The organism is Burkholderia sp. BE12 (assembly GCF_002959955.1).
Taxonomy (GTDB): domain Bacteria; phylum Pseudomonadota; class Gammaproteobacteria; order Burkholderiales; family Burkholderiaceae; genus Burkholderia.
In genome coordinates, this window is sequence record NZ_PREY01000006.1 from 51,000 (window position 1) to 67,787 (window position 16,788).

Genomic DNA, 16,788 nt, shown 5'->3' on the forward strand with positions numbered 1-16,788 from the left:
CTATCGCATCACGGTTTCCGCACTGTCGAGCACGAAGTCGACGCAGAACACGACGAGCCGGCTCTGCGCGCGGATCGCGACGGCGGCCGTATAGCAGTCGCGGCCCTCCGTCAGCGAGAAGTGCGGGCCCATCAGCGCGACGCGCCCGGGGGCGGCGATCGCGCGCTGGAAATACGGGCGCCGCGACCAGTTGCTGTGGGTTTCCGGGAATAGCGGCGAGAGGCGGGTCACGCTCGCCTGGCTGTCGTCGAGCGGCGCGCCGATCGACGGCAGGAACTGTTCGCCGGTCTCGTCCGTGACGAACACGCGACGCGCGGCCGGCACCGCGAACACGCGTTGCGCGGCGTCCTGCAGGTTGCCGCTCGCCGAGAACGCGGCCGCGCCGCTGAGCACGAGCCGTTCGATCGCGTCGAAGCCCGGCTGCTGAGCGACCACCGGCATGTGCCGGCGGGCGATGAAGCGCCGCCACGCGGCATCGAGCATCGCGGGCGCGGCCGCGCTCGCGTGCGCGATCGATGCATCGGGCTGACCGAACTGGAAACCCTGCACGAAATCGATGTCGGCTTCCATCAGCGCCTGCAGCGCGTCGTCGTTTTCGACGCCTTCGGCCAGCACCATCGCGCCGGCCTGGTGCAGCATCGACACGAGGTGATGCATGATGCGGCGATCGTCGGCCGAGGCGGTCGAACGCTCGACGAGCGAGCGGTCGAGCTTCACGATGTCGGGCCGCGCCCGCCACACGCGGTCGAAGTTCGAGAACCCCGTGCCGAAATCGTCGATCGCGATCAGGAAATCGCGATGCTGGATCATGTCGATGGTGCGGGCAAGCGCGGCTTCGTCGCGCGCCGGCTGTTCGACCACTTCCAGCACGATCCGGTTCGGGGGCAGCGCGAAATGCCGGCACAGCGCCTCGACGAACTCGCGCTGCACGAGGCCCGTGTCGAGCACGCGCGGCGTCACGTTCAGGAACAGCCAGCCGTCGCCGATTCCCTGCGCGACGAAGTTGGCCGTGTGCAGGCAGCGCGCGAGCCGGTCGAGCAGCAGCGCGTCGGCGTCGCCGCGCGTCTTGTCGAAGAGGGCGGTGGGCGACACCAGCGTGCCGTTCCCGTCGACGACGCGCAGCAGCGCCTCGTAGCCGACGACGCGCTTGTGCGTGATCGACAGCACGGGCTGGAACACGCTGCGCAATGTCGTGGTGCGATAGGTGGCGAGCCAGCCGTGGGGCGTCGGCGTGAGGCGTTCGAGCAGGGCCTCGAGCGACCGGTCGCGGGTGGACTTCATGTCAACGGTGCCCGGAAGCGGGCGGCGGGACGGCGGCGCACCACCACGCCGATGCAGCCGCATGCGCAGGCGGGCGCGAAAGAACGTGGGGCATCGAGACCGCCTTTCTGCGGATGAGTTTTCCGAGTGTAACGGGATTGCCGCGGCGCGCGTATCAGGGTAACTCCAGACGCGAACGGTACACCGCGATTGCGGCCCGCGCACCGCGGCGCGGCGACCGGCGCCGCGTGCATCCGTACGGTGCATGACCGCCGCGAAACGAAGCGCGCGGCAGTGGCGGATGACAATCCCGCGACAGCGCGGCGGCATGACAGTGCGTCGCTGCCGCGCGATGCGCAGGCTGATGCGGGAAATCCCGGCGGCCAGCCGCCGCCGTCAGACGAATGAGTCGAATGAGTCGAATGCCCGCGCGCCGCGGTGCCGATCGGCGGCGCGTCGGCACACCCCCGTCGCGCCGCCATCGGCATTGCCGCGTGGCGGACGACGGTTCGTGCGCGTCGGGCGCGCCGATCGTCAGGCCGCCTCGCCGCCGCGCGGTCGGACGCCGGGAATCCGCTTGATCACGCCGGTGGCGAGCGCGGTGCCGACGAGCACGATCGCGCAGCCTTCGATCATCACGACCGACACGTGTTCGCCGAGGAACAGCGCGCCCCACAGCAGCCCGAACACGGGGATCACGAACGTCACGGTGATCGCGCGGGCGGGCCCGATATGCGCGATCAGGTAGAAGAAGATGAAATACGCGATGCCCGTGCACGCGATGCCGAGGGCGAGCACCGCGCCCCATGCGTGCGCGCCGACCGGCGCGGCCGGCCACGTCGCGATCGCGAACGGCAGCAGCAGGACGGTCGAGCCGATCATGCTGCCGGCTGCATTGACGAGCGGATCGACGCCGCTGAGCTTGCGTTTCGTGTAGTTGGCCGCGATGCCGTACAGCAGCGTCGCGCCGAGCGAGGCCGCCGCGGCGAGCGCGGTCGCGCTGGCGCCCGTGTCGCCGTGCGCGTTCGCGATCTGGTTCCACACGAGCGTGAGCACGCCGGCAAACCCGATGACGAGCCCGAGCGCGCGCGGCAGCGACAGCTTGTCCTTCAGCCACAGATAAGCGACGAGCGCGCCCCACAGCGGCGTCGTCGCGTTGATCACCGACGTCACGCCGGCCGACAGCGTCAGCTCGGCGAACGCGAACAGACAGAACGGGATGCCCGAATTCAGTGCGCCGACGACGAACAGCGGCCACGCATGACGGCGCAGCCGGGCGGCCAGATCGGCGGGTTTGAAGCGCGTGAGCGCGAAGCCCGCGAGAAACAGCGCGCCGATGCCCACGCGCAGCGCCATCAGCGGCGCGACGCCGAAATCGACCACGCCGATCCGGATGAACAGGAAGGATGCGCCCCAGAGGGCAGCGAGCACGGTCAGTAGGAAAGCGTTCTTGGGCGACATCGATCGGCGAGGGCGGGGGACGGGATGCGACGAATCTTACACCGCGTTACCGCACCGTCGTTTCATGATCGGATGAAACGACAAGAAACGGGAATCGCACCGTTTGCGGCGGCGGCGGACGGCCGGCCGCGCGCGGCGCGGCCGATCAGTGATGACGCCAGCCGCCGCGTCCGCCGAAGCCGAAATTGAGCGACAGCGCCGGGCCCCAATAACTGCCCCATGCGGGCGCATACGCCGGTGCCGGATAGTAGTAGGCGGGGCCCGGATCGACATATACGGGCGCGGGCTGTACCGGCACCGGCGCCGCCGTGTAATAGCCGCCCGGATAGTAGCCGTACGGGTAATAGCAGCCGGCGAGCGTCGTGCAGGCAAGCGCCGCGGCGACGAAGGTCCTGTTCATGATGTGTCTCCGGCGGAGCCGGCCATCGGCAGATGCTTGAAGCTTAGGCCGAGTACCGATGACACGGTATGAGAAACGGTAACCGATCATTTCCGGGCGGCGGCCGCGCTTGTTTTGGCGCCGCATGCGAAAACGGCGCTTCCGCGGTGCGGAAACGCCGTTGAACCGACCGGCCGATGGCTGGACGACGCCCAGCCGGCCGATGTCAGACTGCTTACTTGCCGACCTGGTTACCGATGATGCCGCCGGCCGCCGCGCCGCCCAGCGTCGACAGCGCGTTGCCGCCGATCGCCGCGCCGGCGACGCCGCCGACACCCGCACCGATTGCCGTATCGCGCTGGCGCCGCGACATCGAATCGCAGGCCGACAGGCTGGCTACTGTCGCGACGAGCAGAGCGCATACCCCAAAACGCCGAATCGAGTTCATGATCGTTGTCCTTGTGGTAGTGAACGGAAGGCGCGCGACCGGCTGCCGGCCGCGCATATCCCCAATTTACGCGCCGTCCTGCGAGGCTGCTGTAAGGACTTGTTAAGGCTCGCGCGGTTTCGTAATCAATTGTTTCGCATGGGCCCGCGGGCACGCGACATGCGCAAAAAAGCCCGCTCGAAAGCGGGCTGCGTGCATCGCGATGCGAGCCGGTGAGGCTCGCGGCGCGCGCTTACTGACGGTGGTAGATCTCGGCGCCGGTCTTCACGAACTCGACCGCCTTGACCTCCATCCCTTTCTTCAGCGCCTCGGTTTCCGACACGCCCTGCTGGGCCGCGAATTCGCGCACGTCCTGCGTGATCTTCATCGAGCAGAAATGCGGGCCGCACATCGAGCAGAAGTGCGCGACCTTGGCCGAATCCTTCGGCAGCGTCTCGTCGTGGAATTCACGTGCCTTGTCCGGGTCGAGACCGATGTTGAACTGGTCTTCCCAGCGGAACTCGAAACGCGCTTTCGACAGCGCGTTGTCGCGCACCTGCGCGCCGGGGTGACCCTTGGCGAGGTCGGCGGCGTGCGCGGCGAGCTTGTACGTGATGATGCCTTCCTTCACGTCGTCCTTGTTCGGCAGGCCGAGGTGTTCCTTCGGCGTCACGTAGCACAGCATCGCGGTGCCGAACCAGCCGATCATGGCGGCGCCGATGCCCGACGTGATGTGGTCGTAACCCGGCGCGATGTCGGTGGTCAGCGGCCCGAGCGTGTAGAACGGCGCTTCCTTGCACCAGTCGAGCTGCAGATCCATGTTCTCCTTGATCAACTGCATCGGCACGTGGCCGGGGCCTTCGATCATCACCTGCACGTCGTGCTTCCACGCGATCTGCGTGAGTTCGCCGAGCGTCTTCAGTTCGCCGAGCTGCGCTTCGTCGTTCGCGTCGTAGATCGAGCCGGGGCGCAGGCCGTCGCCGAGCGAGAAGCTCACGTCGTACGCCTTCATGATCTCGCAGATGTCTTCGAAGTGTTCGTACAGGAAGCTTTCCTTGTGATGCGCGAGGCACCACTTCGCCATGATCGAGCCGCCGCGCGACACGATGCCCGTCATCCGGTTCGCGGTGAGCGGCACGTACTGCAGGCGCACGCCCGCGTGGATCGTGAAGTAGTCGACGCCTTGCTCGGCCTGTTCGATCAGCGTGTCGCGGAAGATTTCCCAGGTCAGGTCCTCGGCCTTGCCGTTGACCTTTTCGAGCGCCTGGTAGATCGGCACCGTGCCGATCGGCACGGGGCTGTTGCGGATGATCCACTCGCGCGTTTCATGAATGTGCTTGCCGGTCGACAGGTCCATCACCGTGTCGCCGCCCCAGCGGATCGCCCACGTCATCTTGTCGACTTCCTCGCCGATCGACGACGTGACGGCCGAATTGCCGATGTTCGCGTTGATCTTCACGAGGAAGTTGCGGCCGATGATCATCGGCTCGGATTCCGGGTGGTTGATGTTCGCGGGGATGATCGCGCGGCCGCGCGCGATTTCGTCGCGCACGAATTCCGGCGTGATCTCGGCCAGCGCGTTCGCGCCGAAGGCCGCGGCGCCGAACGCCTGGCCCGGATGCTGGCGGCCCATCATCGCGGCGAGCTTCGCGCCGTTCGGGCCGCTCGACTTCAGGCTCTCGATGTACTCGGCGCGGCGCTGGTTCTCGCGGATCGCGATGTATTCCATTTCCGGCGTGATGATGCCCTGACGCGCGTAGTGCATCTGCGTGACGTTCTTGCCGGGCTGCGCGCGGCGCGGGTTGCGGTGCAGGCCCGGGAAACGCAGCTCGGCCGTGGCCGGATCGGCCGCGCGCTCGAGGCCGTACTGGCTCGACAGGCCGGGGAGCACCTCGGTGTCGCCGCGCGCCTCGATCCAGCGCTGGCGCAGCGCGGGCAGGCCCGCGCGGATGTCGATCTTCGCGTCCGGATCGGTGTAGGGGCCCGACGTGTCGTACACATAGATCGGCGGATTCTTCTCGCCGCCGAAGCCGGTCGGCGTGTCGGCCTGCGTGATTTCGCGCATCGGCACGCGAATGTCGGGCTGCGAGCCGGTTACATAAACCTTTCGCGAATTGGGCAGCGGCGCGACGGCAGCGGCGTCGACGTGGGCGTCGGCAGACAGAAACTTCGGATTGGCGTTCATGCAATCTCCTGTGTGAGCGCCGGACAGGCGCGTCGGCGCTTGCCCGGAGCCCTTGACGAATGTGGGGCTCGAGCTAAGCAGGAGACGAGGCTTGGTGAGGCGGCGGATTTCGTCAGAAGGATGGCGGCGAAATCCGTACGCTTCCCTGCGCTGGCATTATCCAGATCAGGTTCAAAGGGTATTTCTCACCCGCAATGCCGGTTGTTTGACCGAACGCATTGCAGGACCCCCGCGTTAGCAAGGGCACACGATACACCGGCTTGGCGGCGGTTTCAACCGGGGGTGAAGCCGATGCCCCCGTGCGGCGGGCGGATCGCCGCCGCCCACGCGCGCGCGGTGCGCCGCAGCAAGCGCTGTCGTCGACCCGCGATGTCGTCCCGAACAGCAGGGGCGAGCAGTGCAGCATTTCCCTCCCTTGTTTCCGCTTCAAAAAAATTTTCGATATCGCTGTCATTTCCGGCGGCGTCCTCCGTCTATTCGGCTCCCAAACCCATGTATGTATCGGAGAAATGTCATGAAAAACGTATTCCTCGCCGCCTGTGTCGCCGCACTTGCCACGATCGCAACGGGCGCCTACGCGCAGAACGACGCAATGTCGAAGGACGGGATGTCGAAGGACGGCATGTCGATGTCGAAGGACGCGATGGGTCACGACGCGATGGCGAAGGACGGCGCGATGAAGAAGGACGGCATGAAGAAGCATGCGATGAAGAAGGACGCGATGGGCCACGACGCGATGAAGAAGGACGACGCGATGAAGAAGGACGCCATGAGCCCGTCGAACTGACGAATGAGTGCGGGGCGCGACCGGCCGGTTACCGGCGCGCCTCGCGTCCCGCCGCATCATCCCGGGAGTGTTCATCATGCAAACGGTTCCTGTCACGGATCGAGCGAGCGTGCCGCCGCCCGCGCCGACGATCCATCCGCGGTGGGTGCGCGCAAGCCACTGGCTTAACGCGCTCGCGGCGGTCCTCATGGCGCTGTCCGGCTGGCGCATCTACGACGCGTCGCCGATCTATCCGTCGTTCACGTTCGCGCACGGCATCACGCTTGGCGGCTGGCTCGGCGGCGCGCTGCAATGGCATTTCGCGGCGATGTGGCTATTGGTCGGCAACGGGCTGTTCTATCTCGCGATGTCGGTCGCGACGGGGCGCTTCGCGCGCAAGATGCTGCCGGTTACGCCGGCGTCCGTATGGCGCGACGTGCGCGCCGCACTGGGCGGGCGGCTGTCGCACGCCGACCTGAGCGTCTACAACGCGGTGCAGCGTGCCGCGTACCTGACCGCGATCGCCGATCTCGTCGTATTGGTGCTGTCGGGCCTCACGATCTGGAAGTCCGTGCAATTTCCGCTGCTGCGCGAGTTGTTCGGCGGTTACGACAACGCGCGCATCGTGCACTTCTGGGCGATGTCGCTGCTGGTCGCATTCGTGGCCGTCCACGTCGCGATGGCGTTGCTGGTGCCGCGCTCGCTGCTCGCAATGCTGCGCGGCCACTGACCCGCGCGTCGCGGGCGAAGGAAATCATCATGTCGGAATCCGAAAAAAACCGCAGCGAGCCGCGCTGGGCGCTCGACCGGAAATCGCTCGAACTCGACGTGCGCCGGGAACTCGAGATGCCGTCGCGGCGGCTCTTCAACCGGCGCATCCTGACGCTGGGCGGCCTGACGATGCTGACCGGCTGCACGCTGCAGGACGATGCGTCGGTCAACACGTTCCTCGAGAAAGTGTCGCGCATGAACGATCGCGTGCAGGCCTGGCTGTTTAGCGGTGAACGGCTCGCGCCGACCTACACCGAAGCCGACATCACGCGGCCGTTTCCGTTCAATGCGTACTACGGGATCGACGACGTGCCGCACGTCGACGAATCGACGTATCGGCTCGTGCTGTCGGGCCGCGTGACGGGCAAGCGCGTGTGGACGCTCGACGAGCTTCGGGCGCTGCCGCACGCGGAACAGATTACGCGGCATATCTGCGTGGAAGGGTGGAGTGCGATCGGCCGCTGGGGCGGCACGCCGTTCGGCGCGTTTCTCGCACGCGCGGGTGCCGATACCGGTGCGAAATACGTCGGCTTCAAATGTGCGGACGATTACTACGAAAGCATCGACATGCCGACCGCGCTGCATCCGCAGACGCTGCTCGCGTTCGACTACGACGGCCGCCGGCTGCCGCCGGAATACGGTTTCCCGATGAAGCTGCGGATGCCGACCAAGCTCGGCTACAAGAACCCGAAGCACATCATGGAAATCTTCGTGACCGATACGTTCCCGGGCGGCTACTGGGTCGATCAGGGCTACAACTGGTTCGGCGGCTCGTGACGCCCGGCGGCTCGCCGTGATATGCGCGACGGGCACGACATGATGCGGCGCGGGTGCGTTGCCGCAGGCATTGGTGCAGTCGCAGGCGTTGCAGGCTTCATGGATTTCGTACTCGTCTCATTGTTAGTGGATCGTGTCGAACCGTAACATCTGTCCAACGGTAGTCGCGCGTTGGCGCGAGGTGCCGGTGCCGCGCTGCTTGTCGCGGCATGCATCGACGGATCCGCTTCGGGGATGCAGCGAGAACCATCCTGTTCCTATGTTCTACGAATTGAAGGCCGGGCGCTGGCCCGGCTGGATGCTTCGTTCGCGGATCTCCTTCTCAATTTAATTCGTGATGAAGCATCGATATGAATCTTGTCGTGTTACGGCGTGGTGCGTCGTGGGGCGCGCTCTGCGTGCTTGCAGGGCTGACGTTGTCGGCTTGCGGAGGGGGTGATTCCGAAAGCCCCGTTGTCGCTTTGCAGGAGCAGGAAGTCAAGCCGCCGGCGGATGTCGTGGCCGACGGTGCGGCGATATCGGATGAACCGGGCGCGCCGCTCGATCCGTCGTATCCGCAGCCGCCCATTGCGCCCGAGATCGGCGTGCCGTTGCCTCCTCCGCCCGGTGCGATCGAACCCCCGCCGTCGCCCGCTCCGCCCGGGACGATCGAACCGCCGCCGCCGTCGCCCGCTCCGCCCGAGGGGACCGGGCCGGCGCCGTCGCCTGAACCGCCCGCGCCGGCACCTGAGCCGCCCATCGCACTCGACACGGGCTTTGCGATCAGGAATCTGGCCATGGGCGACAATCGTTGCCTGGCGATGTCGACCAGCAACGGTACATACGTCGGTTTCCAGTCCTGCAAGGGCACGGACGAGCAGCGCTGGCGCATGGTGCGCGCCACGAGCAGCTATTTCCAGGTGAAAAACGTGCTGGCCGACGCGCAAGGCCGGGACGTCTGCCTGCGCGCGGCTCCGTGGAGCCAGGGGCCCGTCAACCTGTCGCCGTGCGGCGGTAACGATTATCCGACGACGCGGCTATGGCGGGCCAACGTCGACCAGAGTGGCGCTTTCACGATGCAGAACAAGCACTGGGTGGATATCAGCGGCGGCGCAACGCTGCAAGCGATGAACGGCACCGTCGCGATGTTGCCGGCCGTCGAGCAGCCCGTCGCGCGCTGGACCTATGACGGCGAACTGCCGTCGCCGATACGCATCGTGACGGGGGAGCACCGGGTACTGCTGCTGTCCGCGCATTTCACCGGCCAGCAAGCGAATCCCGCCGAACCGGCGCGCAAGGCGGTCTTCGGTGACGGCGACGATTTCGCATCGCTCGCGCACTACGTCAAACTGGCGTCGCACGGCAAGCTGACGTTGAGCGGCACGATGCTGGCCAACGTCGATCTCGGTGCGTTCCCGGCCGGTTGCCAGTCGGGCGCCATCCTCGCTCAGGCGAGGGCCGCCGCGCTGGCGCGAGGTGTCGATTCCGCCGAGTACGATTATTTGTTCGTCGATTATCCGCGCTCGAGCGAATGCAAATTCGCGGGGCTCGCGGCCCGGCCCGGGCAATGGATACTGTCGAACGGCTCCGGGCACGCATACTGGATGTGGACGCACGAATTCGGCCACGGGCTCGGCGCCGGGCATCCTGATTCGCTGCAGAACTGTCCGACGGAGGGCGGTGCGGTGATGCTCGGCGACGGCTGCGCGAAGGGGGGCACCGACGACCCGACCGACACGGTGGGCGGCGGCGGGCGGCGCATGTATCCCGTCGATTATCAGCTGTTTGCAGGATGGCTCGACGAAGGGGATGTGCCGCTGCTCTCCAAGCCGGGTACGTATCGCCTCGCGCCGCTGTGGAGCGCGCTGCCGGGTAAGCAGGGCTATCGTCTGCCGCGCTCGGACGGTTCCGTCCTGCTGCTCGAATTCCGCCGGCCGGCGGGCGCGAAGGGCACGTTCGAGGACTGGCCCGACACGTCGCCGTTCGTCAACGGCGTGACAGTGCGGATCGTCCGCTATCCGGGCGGCGCCATTCAGAACACGCTCGTCGACGCGACACCGGGCAGCAAGGACGGCATGAAGGACGCGCCGCTGATGCCGGGCAAGTCGCTCGTCGATACGTTGTCCGAGAGACGCATCACCGTGCTGTCGGCCGACGAAAGCGGCGCGGTGGTCCGCATCGATCCGGCCCCCTGAAGCGACCCGGGCCGCTCGTTGAAGGTGACACATCGAGTGTCGCGCCGAAACATCAGTCGATATGCTTTCAGACATGTCCGGCGATGCTTTCGAATCCTTGATGCCATAATGCCGAGCGTGTGCAGCCGAAGCGGTTGCGCACGTTTTTTTTGCCCCTTTGCCGCCGCTCGCCGGTTCTCTTTCGTCGCCGTTCGCACTGCCATGTCGTTCCGCACGTTCGCTCTGCCTTCCCGGTCCCGTCAGGGCCGTTTGCCGGCATCGCCGGCGTTTTTCAGCGGAGCACGCGGCGTGACGTGCGGGCGGGTCGCGCGATGACGCCGCTCGACCGACTCCTCGATTTCCTCGCCCGCCTTTCGTTCCGGATCCGCCTGCCGCAAAGCCGCGGCGGGCGCGTGGCGCTCGCGCTCGTCTTCATCTATTTCGTCTGGGGCTCGACCTACAGCGGGCTGCATTTCGCGCTGCAGTCGTTCCCGCCGCTGCTGCTGTCGGGGCTGCGCAACCTGCTCGGCGGGGTCGGCCTGTTCATCTTCGCGCTGCGGCGCAAGCCCGAATGGCCGACGCTGCTGGAAATCCGCAACTCGGCGATCGTCGGCACGATGCTCGTCGCGTTGTCGTCCGGCACGATCGCGCTCGGCATGCGCACGGTCAGCAGCGGTTCGGCCGCGGTGATGGTGGCCACGGTGCCGTTGTTCGCGACCGTGATCGCGGCGGTCGCCGGGCGGCCGGTGACGAAGGGCGAATGGGCGGCCGTCGCGCTCGGGATGGTCGGCATCGTCGTGCTGAATTCGGGCGGCGCGGCCGCGGCGAACTCGGCGCTCGGCACCATCTGCGTGCTGGCCGGCGCACTGTTCTGGGCGGGCGGCGCGCATCTCGCGACGCGGCTCAAGCTGCCGTCCGACCTGTTTCTGTCGACGTCGCTGCAGATCGGCCTCGGCGGCCTGATGTCGACGATCGTCGCGTGGCTGCTCGGCGAACGCGTCGAACAACTGGCCGTCGGGCCCGTGTTCGCGTTCGTGTACCTGATGGTGTTCTGCACGATGGCCGCGTACGTTGCGTACGGCTACCTGATCCGCCACACGAGCCCGATCATCGCGAGCAGTTGCATGTACGTGAATCCGATCGTCGCGGTCGCGCTCGGCGCGTTGCTGCTGGGCGAACCGGTGACGATGGCGACCGTGGTCGCGACGGTCGCGATCCTCGGCAGCGTCGGGTTGTCGTTCGTGTTCGATCCGGCGCGCCGGCCCGCGGCGGCAGCCACGGCCAGCAGTGCTTCGGCCGTCGCGGCCGGGCAGGCGGTCGCGGCGGACGCTTCCGCCGTCGCGGAGCAGATCGCCACGCCGGATGCGGCGCCGATCCTCGCGCCTTCCGCTGTCCCGCTCGCGGTGCCGACGCCCGCGGCGGTGATGGATCCCGGCGCGGTGATCGACCCGGCTCCGGCGTTCGCGCCGCCGCCCGCCGCCGAGCCGGCCGCCTCGCGCACCGACGCGTGACGCCGCGGTGGCCGGTCGCGCTCAGCCGCGCCGGCCGCCGCGATGGTGGAACCAGCCGGCGAGCGCGGTAAACAGCAGGCCGGCCGCGCACATGCCGGTCCAGCCGAACGCGCGCCATGCGGCGACGCCGGCCGACGAGCCGAGCGCGCCGCCGATGAAATAGCACACCATGTACACCGTGTTGACGCGGCTGCGCGCGTCGGGCTTCAGCGCATAGATGCGCGACTGGTTCGAGATCTGCGCGGCCTGTACGCCCACGTCGAGCACGATCACGCCGATCACGAGCCCGACGAGGCTCGAACCCGACAGCGCGAAGATCACGAACGACAGCGCAAGCAGCGCGATCGCGAGCGAGATGATCGCGCGCGGGCCGCGTTGGTCCGCGAAGCGGCCCGCATACGGCGCGGCGAGCGCGCCTGCGGCCCCGACGATCCCGAACAGGCCGGCTGCCTGCGGGCCGAGATGGAACGGCGCGCCCGCGAGCAGCAGCGTGAGCACCGGCCAGAACGCGCTGAACGCCGCGAACAACGCGGCGCCCGTCAGCGACGCCTCGCGCAGCCCGCGCAGTTCGACGGCCAGGTGCCACATCGATCCGAGCAGCTTCCCGTACGACAGCGTCGACGTCGGCGAGCTGCGCGGCAGCCGCAGCACGATCACGACGGCGAGCGCGACGAGCGCCGCGACCGATGCGGCGAACACCGCGCGCCAGCCGAAATACTCGGCGACGAAGCCGGCGGCGGTACGCGCGAGCAGGATGCCGAGCAGCAGGCCGCTCATCACGGTGCCGACCGCGTGGCCGCGTTCGGCCGGCGGCGCGATTTCGGCGGCGAACGGCACGGCCTGCTGCGCGATGGTCGCGAGGATGCCGATCGCGAGGCTCGCGGCCGCGAGCACGGCCAGCGACGGCGCGGCGGCCGCCACGATCAGCGCGATCGACAGCCCCGCGATCTGCAGCAGGATCAGCCCGCGGCGATCGAAGCGGTCGCCGAGCGGCGCGAGCAGGAACATGCCGGCCGCATAGCCGAGCTGCGTCGCGGTCGGTACCGCGCCGATCCACGATGCGCCGTCCGGAAAGGCCGAGCGGAAGCTGTCGAGCAGCGGCTGGTTGTAGTAGATGTTCGCGACCGACACGCCCGCGATCGTCGCGAGCAGCAACAGCAGGCTGCGCGAGTAGTGGGGCGAGGCGGCATCGGTCGGACGGTCGGTGGAGGTGGTGGACATGACGGCAGGCACGGAGTGGGGCGGCGCGGCAGGCGGCGCACGCGTCGGGTGCGCCGGCGGGCCGGGCGCCGGTCGAGGCTGCCGATCATACCGGAGCGACGTGAATCCTGCCGGCGGCAACCCGGCAACCCGGCAACCCGGCACAAGGGGCCGGCCGCGGCCCGTCACGGCACGCGCTTCACGCCGTCAGCCGACCAGCTCGCCGGTCGGCTCATAGAACGGATACGGCCCCGCCCCTTCGTCCACATAGACGTGATGCGACGTCATCCCCGTATCGGGCGCATGACGATGGACCGCGAACGCCGGCGGTTCGAGCCGGAATGCGGATGGCGCATCGTCCCGCAGGTCGAATGCGACCTGGTGCGCGGGCGACGGCACCGCGCACGCGAGCGTGCCGCCGAAGCGCGTGAACATCGTGCGGTGCACGTGGCCGCACAGCACGCGCTCGACGTTCGGATGACCGCGCAGCAGCGCATCGAGGTTCGCGGCGGCGGCGGGCGCGAGACGCAGCCTGTCCATGTGGCCGATGCCCGACGCGAACGGCGGGTGATGCAGCGCGACGATCACCGGGCGGTCGCGCGCGGCGTCGAGCTGCGCGGCGAGCCACGCGAGCCGCGCGTCGCACAGGTCGCCGTGGCTCGCGCCCGGCACTTGCGAATCGAGCGCGAGCACGCGCACCGCGCCGACGTCGAGCGCGTACTGCACGAATTCGCCGTCCTGCAGCTCGGCGCGATCGGCGAACGCGCGGCGCAATCCGGCGCGGTCGTCGTGATTGCCGATCATCAGGTAGTACGGAATCTCGAGCGCCGCGAGCAGCCCGCGCAGGTTGCCGTACTCTTCGTCGTGGCCGAAGTCGGTCAGGTCGCCGGTGACGAGCACGGCGTCGGGGCGCGGCACGAGTGCGTTCAGCTTCGCGACGCAGCGGGCGAGTGCGGCCGCCGTGTCGACGCGCCGGTACGCGAGCTGGCCCGGGCGCTTGATGTGGAGATCGCTGATTTGAGCAAGCAGCATCGTCGTTCCTCGGAATCGTCTGGTTGTTGTCCCGGCGGCGTGCGCCGCCGTGGGGTGCTGCGTGAATGATGCCCGATCGACGCCTTACGCGCCGAGCGCGATCAGGCCTTCCGGCGCGATCGTGAGGCCGACCGCCGTACCGCGTGCGAGCGCGATGCGGCCCGGCACGTCGATCACGAGCGCGTCGGGTGCCGCATGCTCGATCGTGAGCCGCGTGCGCTCGCCGAGGAATGCGCACGCGCCGACCGCGCCGCGCAGCGGCGCATGCGCGGGATCGGCGAGCTGCGCGTCCTCGGGGCGGAAGAACCATTCGTCGGCCGCATGCGGCGTGACGATCGCTCCGCCCGTCGTCGCAAGCGCGCCGTCGCGCCACTGGCCGGCCAGCCGGTTCAGCGTGCCGATGAATTGCGCGACCGTCCGGTTCGCGGGGTGGTAGTAGATCTCGCGCGGCGTGCCGATCTGCTCGATGCGGCCCGCGCCCATCACGACGATCCGGTCGCCGAGCTCCATCGCTTCCGCCTGGTCGTGCGTCACGTAGACGGTCGTCACGCCGAGCGTGCGCAGCAGCGTGTTCATGTCGCGGCGCAGCACGTCGCGCAGCTTCGCGTCGAGCGCGGTCAGCGGTTCGTCGAGCAGCAGCACGCGCGGCCGCACCGCGAGCGCGCGCGCCAGCGCGACGCGCTGACGCTGGCCGCCCGACAGTTGATCGACCGGTTTGTCCGCATGCGCATCGAGCCGCATCATCGCGAGCAGCTCGTCGACGCGTTCGCGCAACGCGCGCGGTTCGGTCTTGCGGATCTTCAGCCCGTAGCCGACGTTGCCGCGCACCGTCAGGTTCGGAAACAGTGCGTAGTTCTGGAACACCATGCCGACTTGCCGGCGCTCGATCGGAAGCGGGGTGACGTCGTCGTTGCCGAACGCGATCCTGCCGCCGGCGTCCGGCGTGTCGAGGCCCGCGATCAGGCGCAGCGTGGTCGTCTTGCCGCAGCCCGACGGTCCGAGCAGCACGAGCGTTTCGCCGGCGCCGATCGACAGATCGAGCGGTTCGAGCACACGTGTGCCGCGGAACGTCTTCGCGCAGCCGGTCAGGGTGATGGGGGTGGAATCGAGTTTCATGTCTGCAAGAGAGTCAGCGCGGGCGCTTCTTCAGCGCGCGCGTACCGGACGGATCGACGCCGAGCCACTGCATCGCGACGAGCAGCGGCAGCGTCATCAGCAGGAACAGGATCGTGTATGCGCTGCCGACTTCGAGGCGCAGCGACGCATACGTATCGGCGAGCCCGACCGGCAGCGTCTTGGTGTCGGGCGTGTGCAGCATCCACGTGAGATTGAATTCGCCGATCGACAGCGTGAGCACCGCGAGCGCGCCGGCAACGATCCCGGGCCGCAGGTTCGGTAGCACGATTGTGACGAAACGCGTGACGAACGACGCACCGAGGCTCGCCGCGCCTTCCTCGAGCGTGCGCAGGTCGGCGCCGGCCGCGACGGCCGCCACCGCGCGCACCATGAACGGCAGCGTGAACACGACGTGGCCGACGACGATGAACCACAGGCTCATCCGGAACGCGGTGAAGCCGCCGTACACGACCAGCAGAGCGAGCGCCGAAGCCAGCCCCGGCAGCGCGACCGGCAGCACGAGCGCTTCCTCGATCGCACGCGCGATGCGGCTCTTGCTGCGCGCGAGCGCATAGCCGGCCGGCACGCCGACGGCGAGCACGATCGCGAGCGTCGCGAACGCGACGTAGAGCGACAGCGCGACCGAGCCGTGATACTGCTGCCACACCTGTTCGAGCCAGCGCAGCGTGAGGCCGCTCGACAGGCCGCGGAAATAGTTGACGGTCAGCCCCGCGAGCACCGACATCACGACGGGCACGATCAGGAACGCGCACAGCAGCAGCGTGACGCCCCATTGCAGCGCGGCGATCGCACGCGCACCGGCTGCGCGCGGCGCATGCCGCGCGGCGCGGGCCGTTTGCAAGGGAGCCGGGGTCGGCGACGGCGCGGAAGAGCCGGAAAGCGATTGCATGCTGGAATCCTCAGGCCGCGGCAGCGGCGGTGTGGCCGGTGAAGCGGCGCGCGAGCGCGAGCACGGCCCAGGTGACGATGCCGAGCACGATCGACAGGCCGGCCGCCGTCGCGATGTTCGCGTTCAGCGTGAATTCGGTATAGATCGTCATCGGCAGCACGTTCAGATCGGTGGCGAGCGTGAACGCGGTGCCGAACGCGCCCATCGCGGTCGCGAAGCAGATCGCGCCGGCCGCGATCAGGCCCGGCGCGAGCGCGGGCAGCACGATGTCGACGAAGATGCGCCACGGCGACGCGCCGAGCGAACGCGCGGCTTCCTCGAGCGACGCGTCGAGCTTCGACGCGGCCGCGATCACGGTGACGATCACGCGCGGAATCGAGAAGTACAGGTAGCCGACGAACAGGCCCGTCACCGAATAGGCGAAGACCCACTTGTCGCCGGTGAGCTTCGTCGACAGCATGCCGATCAGCCCCTGGCGCCCCGCGAGCATGATCACCATGAAGCCGACGACGACGCCCGGGAACGCGAGCGGAAACGTGAGCAGCGCGAGCAGCACGCGCTTGCCGGCGAATTCGCGGCGCGCGAGCAGCAGGCCGGAGATCGTCGACAGTGCGAGCGTCGCGAGCGTGACGCCCGCGGACAGCGCAACCGTCTCGCCGAGGCTTTTCATGTAACGCGCGTTGCCGAGCAGCGCCGCGTAGTGCGGGAAGAAGGCGCCGTCGGCGGACACCTGCACGAGCGCCGCCATCGGCAGCAGCCAGAACGCGGCGAATACCGCCAGCGCCGGCGCGACGAGCGCGACGCGCCAGCGCAGCGGAAAAGTCAGGTCGAGCATCGATT

15 protein-coding genes and 1 riboswitch are annotated in these 16,788 nt (G+C 68.3%); of the genes, 5 read left to right on the forward strand and 10 right to left on the reverse strand.

The window, feature by feature from the left end; genetic code table 11:
* The 5 genes from C4B30_RS08175 to thiC all read right to left on the reverse strand — a co-directional run bounded on the left by C4B30_RS08175 (position 1) and on the right by thiC (position 5,712).
* Positions 1–1,281 (reverse strand): sensor domain-containing phosphodiesterase, encoded by a 1,281-nt coding sequence (locus C4B30_RS08175; RefSeq protein WP_027784013.1) that lies wholly within the window; start codon positions 1,279–1,281, stop codon positions 1–3.
* Positions 1,282–1,794: 513 nt separating this feature from the next.
* Positions 1,795–2,721, reverse strand: a complete 927-nt coding sequence (locus tag C4B30_RS08185) for a DMT family transporter (RefSeq protein ID WP_105132320.1) — start codon at positions 2,719–2,721, stop codon at positions 1,795–1,797.
* A gap of 145 nt (positions 2,722–2,866) precedes the next feature.
* Positions 2,867–3,121 carry a hypothetical protein gene (locus C4B30_RS08190; RefSeq protein ID WP_027784015.1) on the reverse strand — a complete coding sequence of 85 codons (255 nt, stop codon included), beginning with the start codon at positions 3,119–3,121 and terminating at the stop codon, positions 2,867–2,869.
* 214 nt (positions 3,122–3,335) lie between these two features.
* Positions 3,336–3,548 carry a glycine zipper 2TM domain-containing protein gene (locus C4B30_RS08195; RefSeq protein WP_011545020.1) on the reverse strand — a complete coding sequence of 71 codons (213 nt, stop codon included), beginning with the start codon at positions 3,546–3,548 and terminating at the stop codon, positions 3,336–3,338.
* Positions 3,549–3,780: 232 nt separating this feature from the next.
* Positions 3,781–5,712, reverse strand: coding sequence for a phosphomethylpyrimidine synthase ThiC (gene thiC, locus C4B30_RS08200; RefSeq protein WP_027784016.1), 1,932 nt, complete (start codon positions 5,710–5,712; stop codon positions 3,781–3,783).
* 124 nt (positions 5,713–5,836) lie between these two features.
* Positions 5,837–5,953: riboswitch (TPP riboswitch) on the reverse strand.
* Positions 5,954–6,226: 273 nt separating this feature from the next.
* Between thiC and C4B30_RS08205 the strand changes: the two genes are divergently transcribed.
* From C4B30_RS08205 to C4B30_RS08225, 5 genes are all read left to right on the forward strand, one after another.
* A complete protein-coding gene (locus tag C4B30_RS08205) occupies positions 6,227–6,499 on the forward strand; it encodes a pentapeptide MXKDX repeat protein (protein ID WP_027784017.1) in 273 nt (90 codons plus the stop codon).
* A 76-nt stretch (positions 6,500–6,575) separates the two neighbouring features.
* Positions 6,576–7,208 (forward strand): cytochrome b/b6 domain-containing protein, encoded by a 633-nt coding sequence (locus C4B30_RS08210; RefSeq protein ID WP_027784018.1) that lies wholly within the window; start codon positions 6,576–6,578, stop codon positions 7,206–7,208.
* A gap of 29 nt (positions 7,209–7,237) precedes the next feature.
* Positions 7,238–8,026 carry a molybdopterin-dependent oxidoreductase gene (locus C4B30_RS08215; RefSeq protein ID WP_027784019.1) on the forward strand — a complete coding sequence of 263 codons (789 nt, stop codon included), beginning with the start codon at positions 7,238–7,240 and terminating at the stop codon, positions 8,024–8,026.
* Positions 8,027–8,376: 350 nt separating this feature from the next.
* Positions 8,377–10,200, forward strand: a complete 1,824-nt coding sequence (locus C4B30_RS08220; protein ID WP_234015417.1) for an RICIN domain-containing protein — start codon at positions 8,377–8,379, stop codon at positions 10,198–10,200.
* A gap of 311 nt (positions 10,201–10,511) precedes the next feature.
* On the forward strand, positions 10,512–11,690 hold the full coding sequence (locus C4B30_RS08225; protein WP_027784021.1) for an EamA family transporter: 1,179 nt from the start codon (positions 10,512–10,514) through the stop codon (positions 11,688–11,690).
* 21 nt (positions 11,691–11,711) lie between these two features.
* Here C4B30_RS08225 and C4B30_RS08230 read toward each other — a convergent pair whose 3' ends face one another.
* The 5 genes from C4B30_RS08230 to C4B30_RS08250 all read right to left on the reverse strand — a co-directional run bounded on the left by C4B30_RS08230 (position 11,712) and on the right by C4B30_RS08250 (position 16,783).
* Positions 11,712–12,911, reverse strand: coding sequence for an MFS transporter (locus tag C4B30_RS08230; RefSeq protein WP_027784022.1), 1,200 nt, complete (start codon positions 12,909–12,911; stop codon positions 11,712–11,714).
* A 186-nt stretch (positions 12,912–13,097) separates the two neighbouring features.
* On the reverse strand, positions 13,098–13,922 hold the full coding sequence (locus C4B30_RS08235) for a phosphodiesterase (RefSeq protein WP_027784023.1): 825 nt from the start codon (positions 13,920–13,922) through the stop codon (positions 13,098–13,100).
* A gap of 84 nt (positions 13,923–14,006) precedes the next feature.
* Positions 14,007–15,038 carry an ABC transporter ATP-binding protein gene (locus C4B30_RS08240; protein ID WP_027784024.1) on the reverse strand — a complete coding sequence of 344 codons (1,032 nt, stop codon included), beginning with the start codon at positions 15,036–15,038 and terminating at the stop codon, positions 14,007–14,009.
* 13 nt (positions 15,039–15,051) lie between these two features.
* Positions 15,052–15,948 carry an ABC transporter permease gene (locus C4B30_RS08245; RefSeq protein ID WP_027784025.1) on the reverse strand — a complete coding sequence of 299 codons (897 nt, stop codon included), beginning with the start codon at positions 15,946–15,948 and terminating at the stop codon, positions 15,052–15,054.
* 10 nt (positions 15,949–15,958) lie between these two features.
* Complete coding sequence (locus tag C4B30_RS08250; RefSeq protein WP_027784026.1) at positions 15,959–16,783, reverse strand: ABC transporter permease; 825 nt, start codon at positions 16,781–16,783, stop codon at positions 15,959–15,961.
* Positions 16,784–16,788: the final 5 nt, after the last annotated feature.

Bases quoted from the DNA above. Each gene is read 5' to 3' on its own strand.
- C4B30_RS08225 (WP_027784021.1), top strand. From the start codon at position 10,512: ATGACGCCGCTCGACCGACTCCTCGATTTCCTCGCCCGCCTTTCGTTC.
- C4B30_RS08185 (WP_105132320.1), bottom strand. From the start codon at position 2,721: ATGTCGCCCAAGAACGCTTTCCTACTGACCGTGCTCGCTGCCCTCTGG.
- thiC (WP_027784016.1), bottom strand. From the start codon at position 5,712: ATGAACGCCAATCCGAAGTTTCTGTCTGCCGACGCCCACGTCGACGCC.
- C4B30_RS08230 (WP_027784022.1), bottom strand. From the start codon at position 12,911: ATGTCCACCACCTCCACCGACCGTCCGACCGATGCCGCCTCGCCCCAC.
- C4B30_RS08175 (WP_027784013.1), bottom strand. From the start codon at position 1,281: ATGAAGTCCACCCGCGACCGGTCGCTCGAGGCCCTGCTCGAACGCCTC.
- C4B30_RS08220 (WP_234015417.1), top strand. From the start codon at position 8,377: ATGAATCTTGTCGTGTTACGGCGTGGTGCGTCGTGGGGCGCGCTCTGC.
- C4B30_RS08250 (WP_027784026.1), bottom strand. From the start codon at position 16,783: ATGCTCGACCTGACTTTTCCGCTGCGCTGGCGCGTCGCGCTCGTCGCG.
- C4B30_RS08235 (WP_027784023.1), bottom strand. From the start codon at position 13,922: ATGCTGCTTGCTCAAATCAGCGATCTCCACATCAAGCGCCCGGGCCAG.
- C4B30_RS08210 (WP_027784018.1), top strand. From the start codon at position 6,576: ATGCAAACGGTTCCTGTCACGGATCGAGCGAGCGTGCCGCCGCCCGCG.
- C4B30_RS08245 (WP_027784025.1), bottom strand. From the start codon at position 15,948: ATGCAATCGCTTTCCGGCTCTTCCGCGCCGTCGCCGACCCCGGCTCCC.
- C4B30_RS08190 (WP_027784015.1), bottom strand. From the start codon at position 3,121: ATGAACAGGACCTTCGTCGCCGCGGCGCTTGCCTGCACGACGCTCGCC.
- C4B30_RS08240 (WP_027784024.1), bottom strand. From the start codon at position 15,038: ATGAAACTCGATTCCACCCCCATCACCCTGACCGGCTGCGCGAAGACG.
- C4B30_RS08195 (WP_011545020.1), bottom strand. From the start codon at position 3,548: ATGAACTCGATTCGGCGTTTTGGGGTATGCGCTCTGCTCGTCGCGACA.
- C4B30_RS08215 (WP_027784019.1), top strand. From the start codon at position 7,238: ATGTCGGAATCCGAAAAAAACCGCAGCGAGCCGCGCTGGGCGCTCGAC.
- C4B30_RS08205 (WP_027784017.1), top strand. From the start codon at position 6,227: ATGAAAAACGTATTCCTCGCCGCCTGTGTCGCCGCACTTGCCACGATC.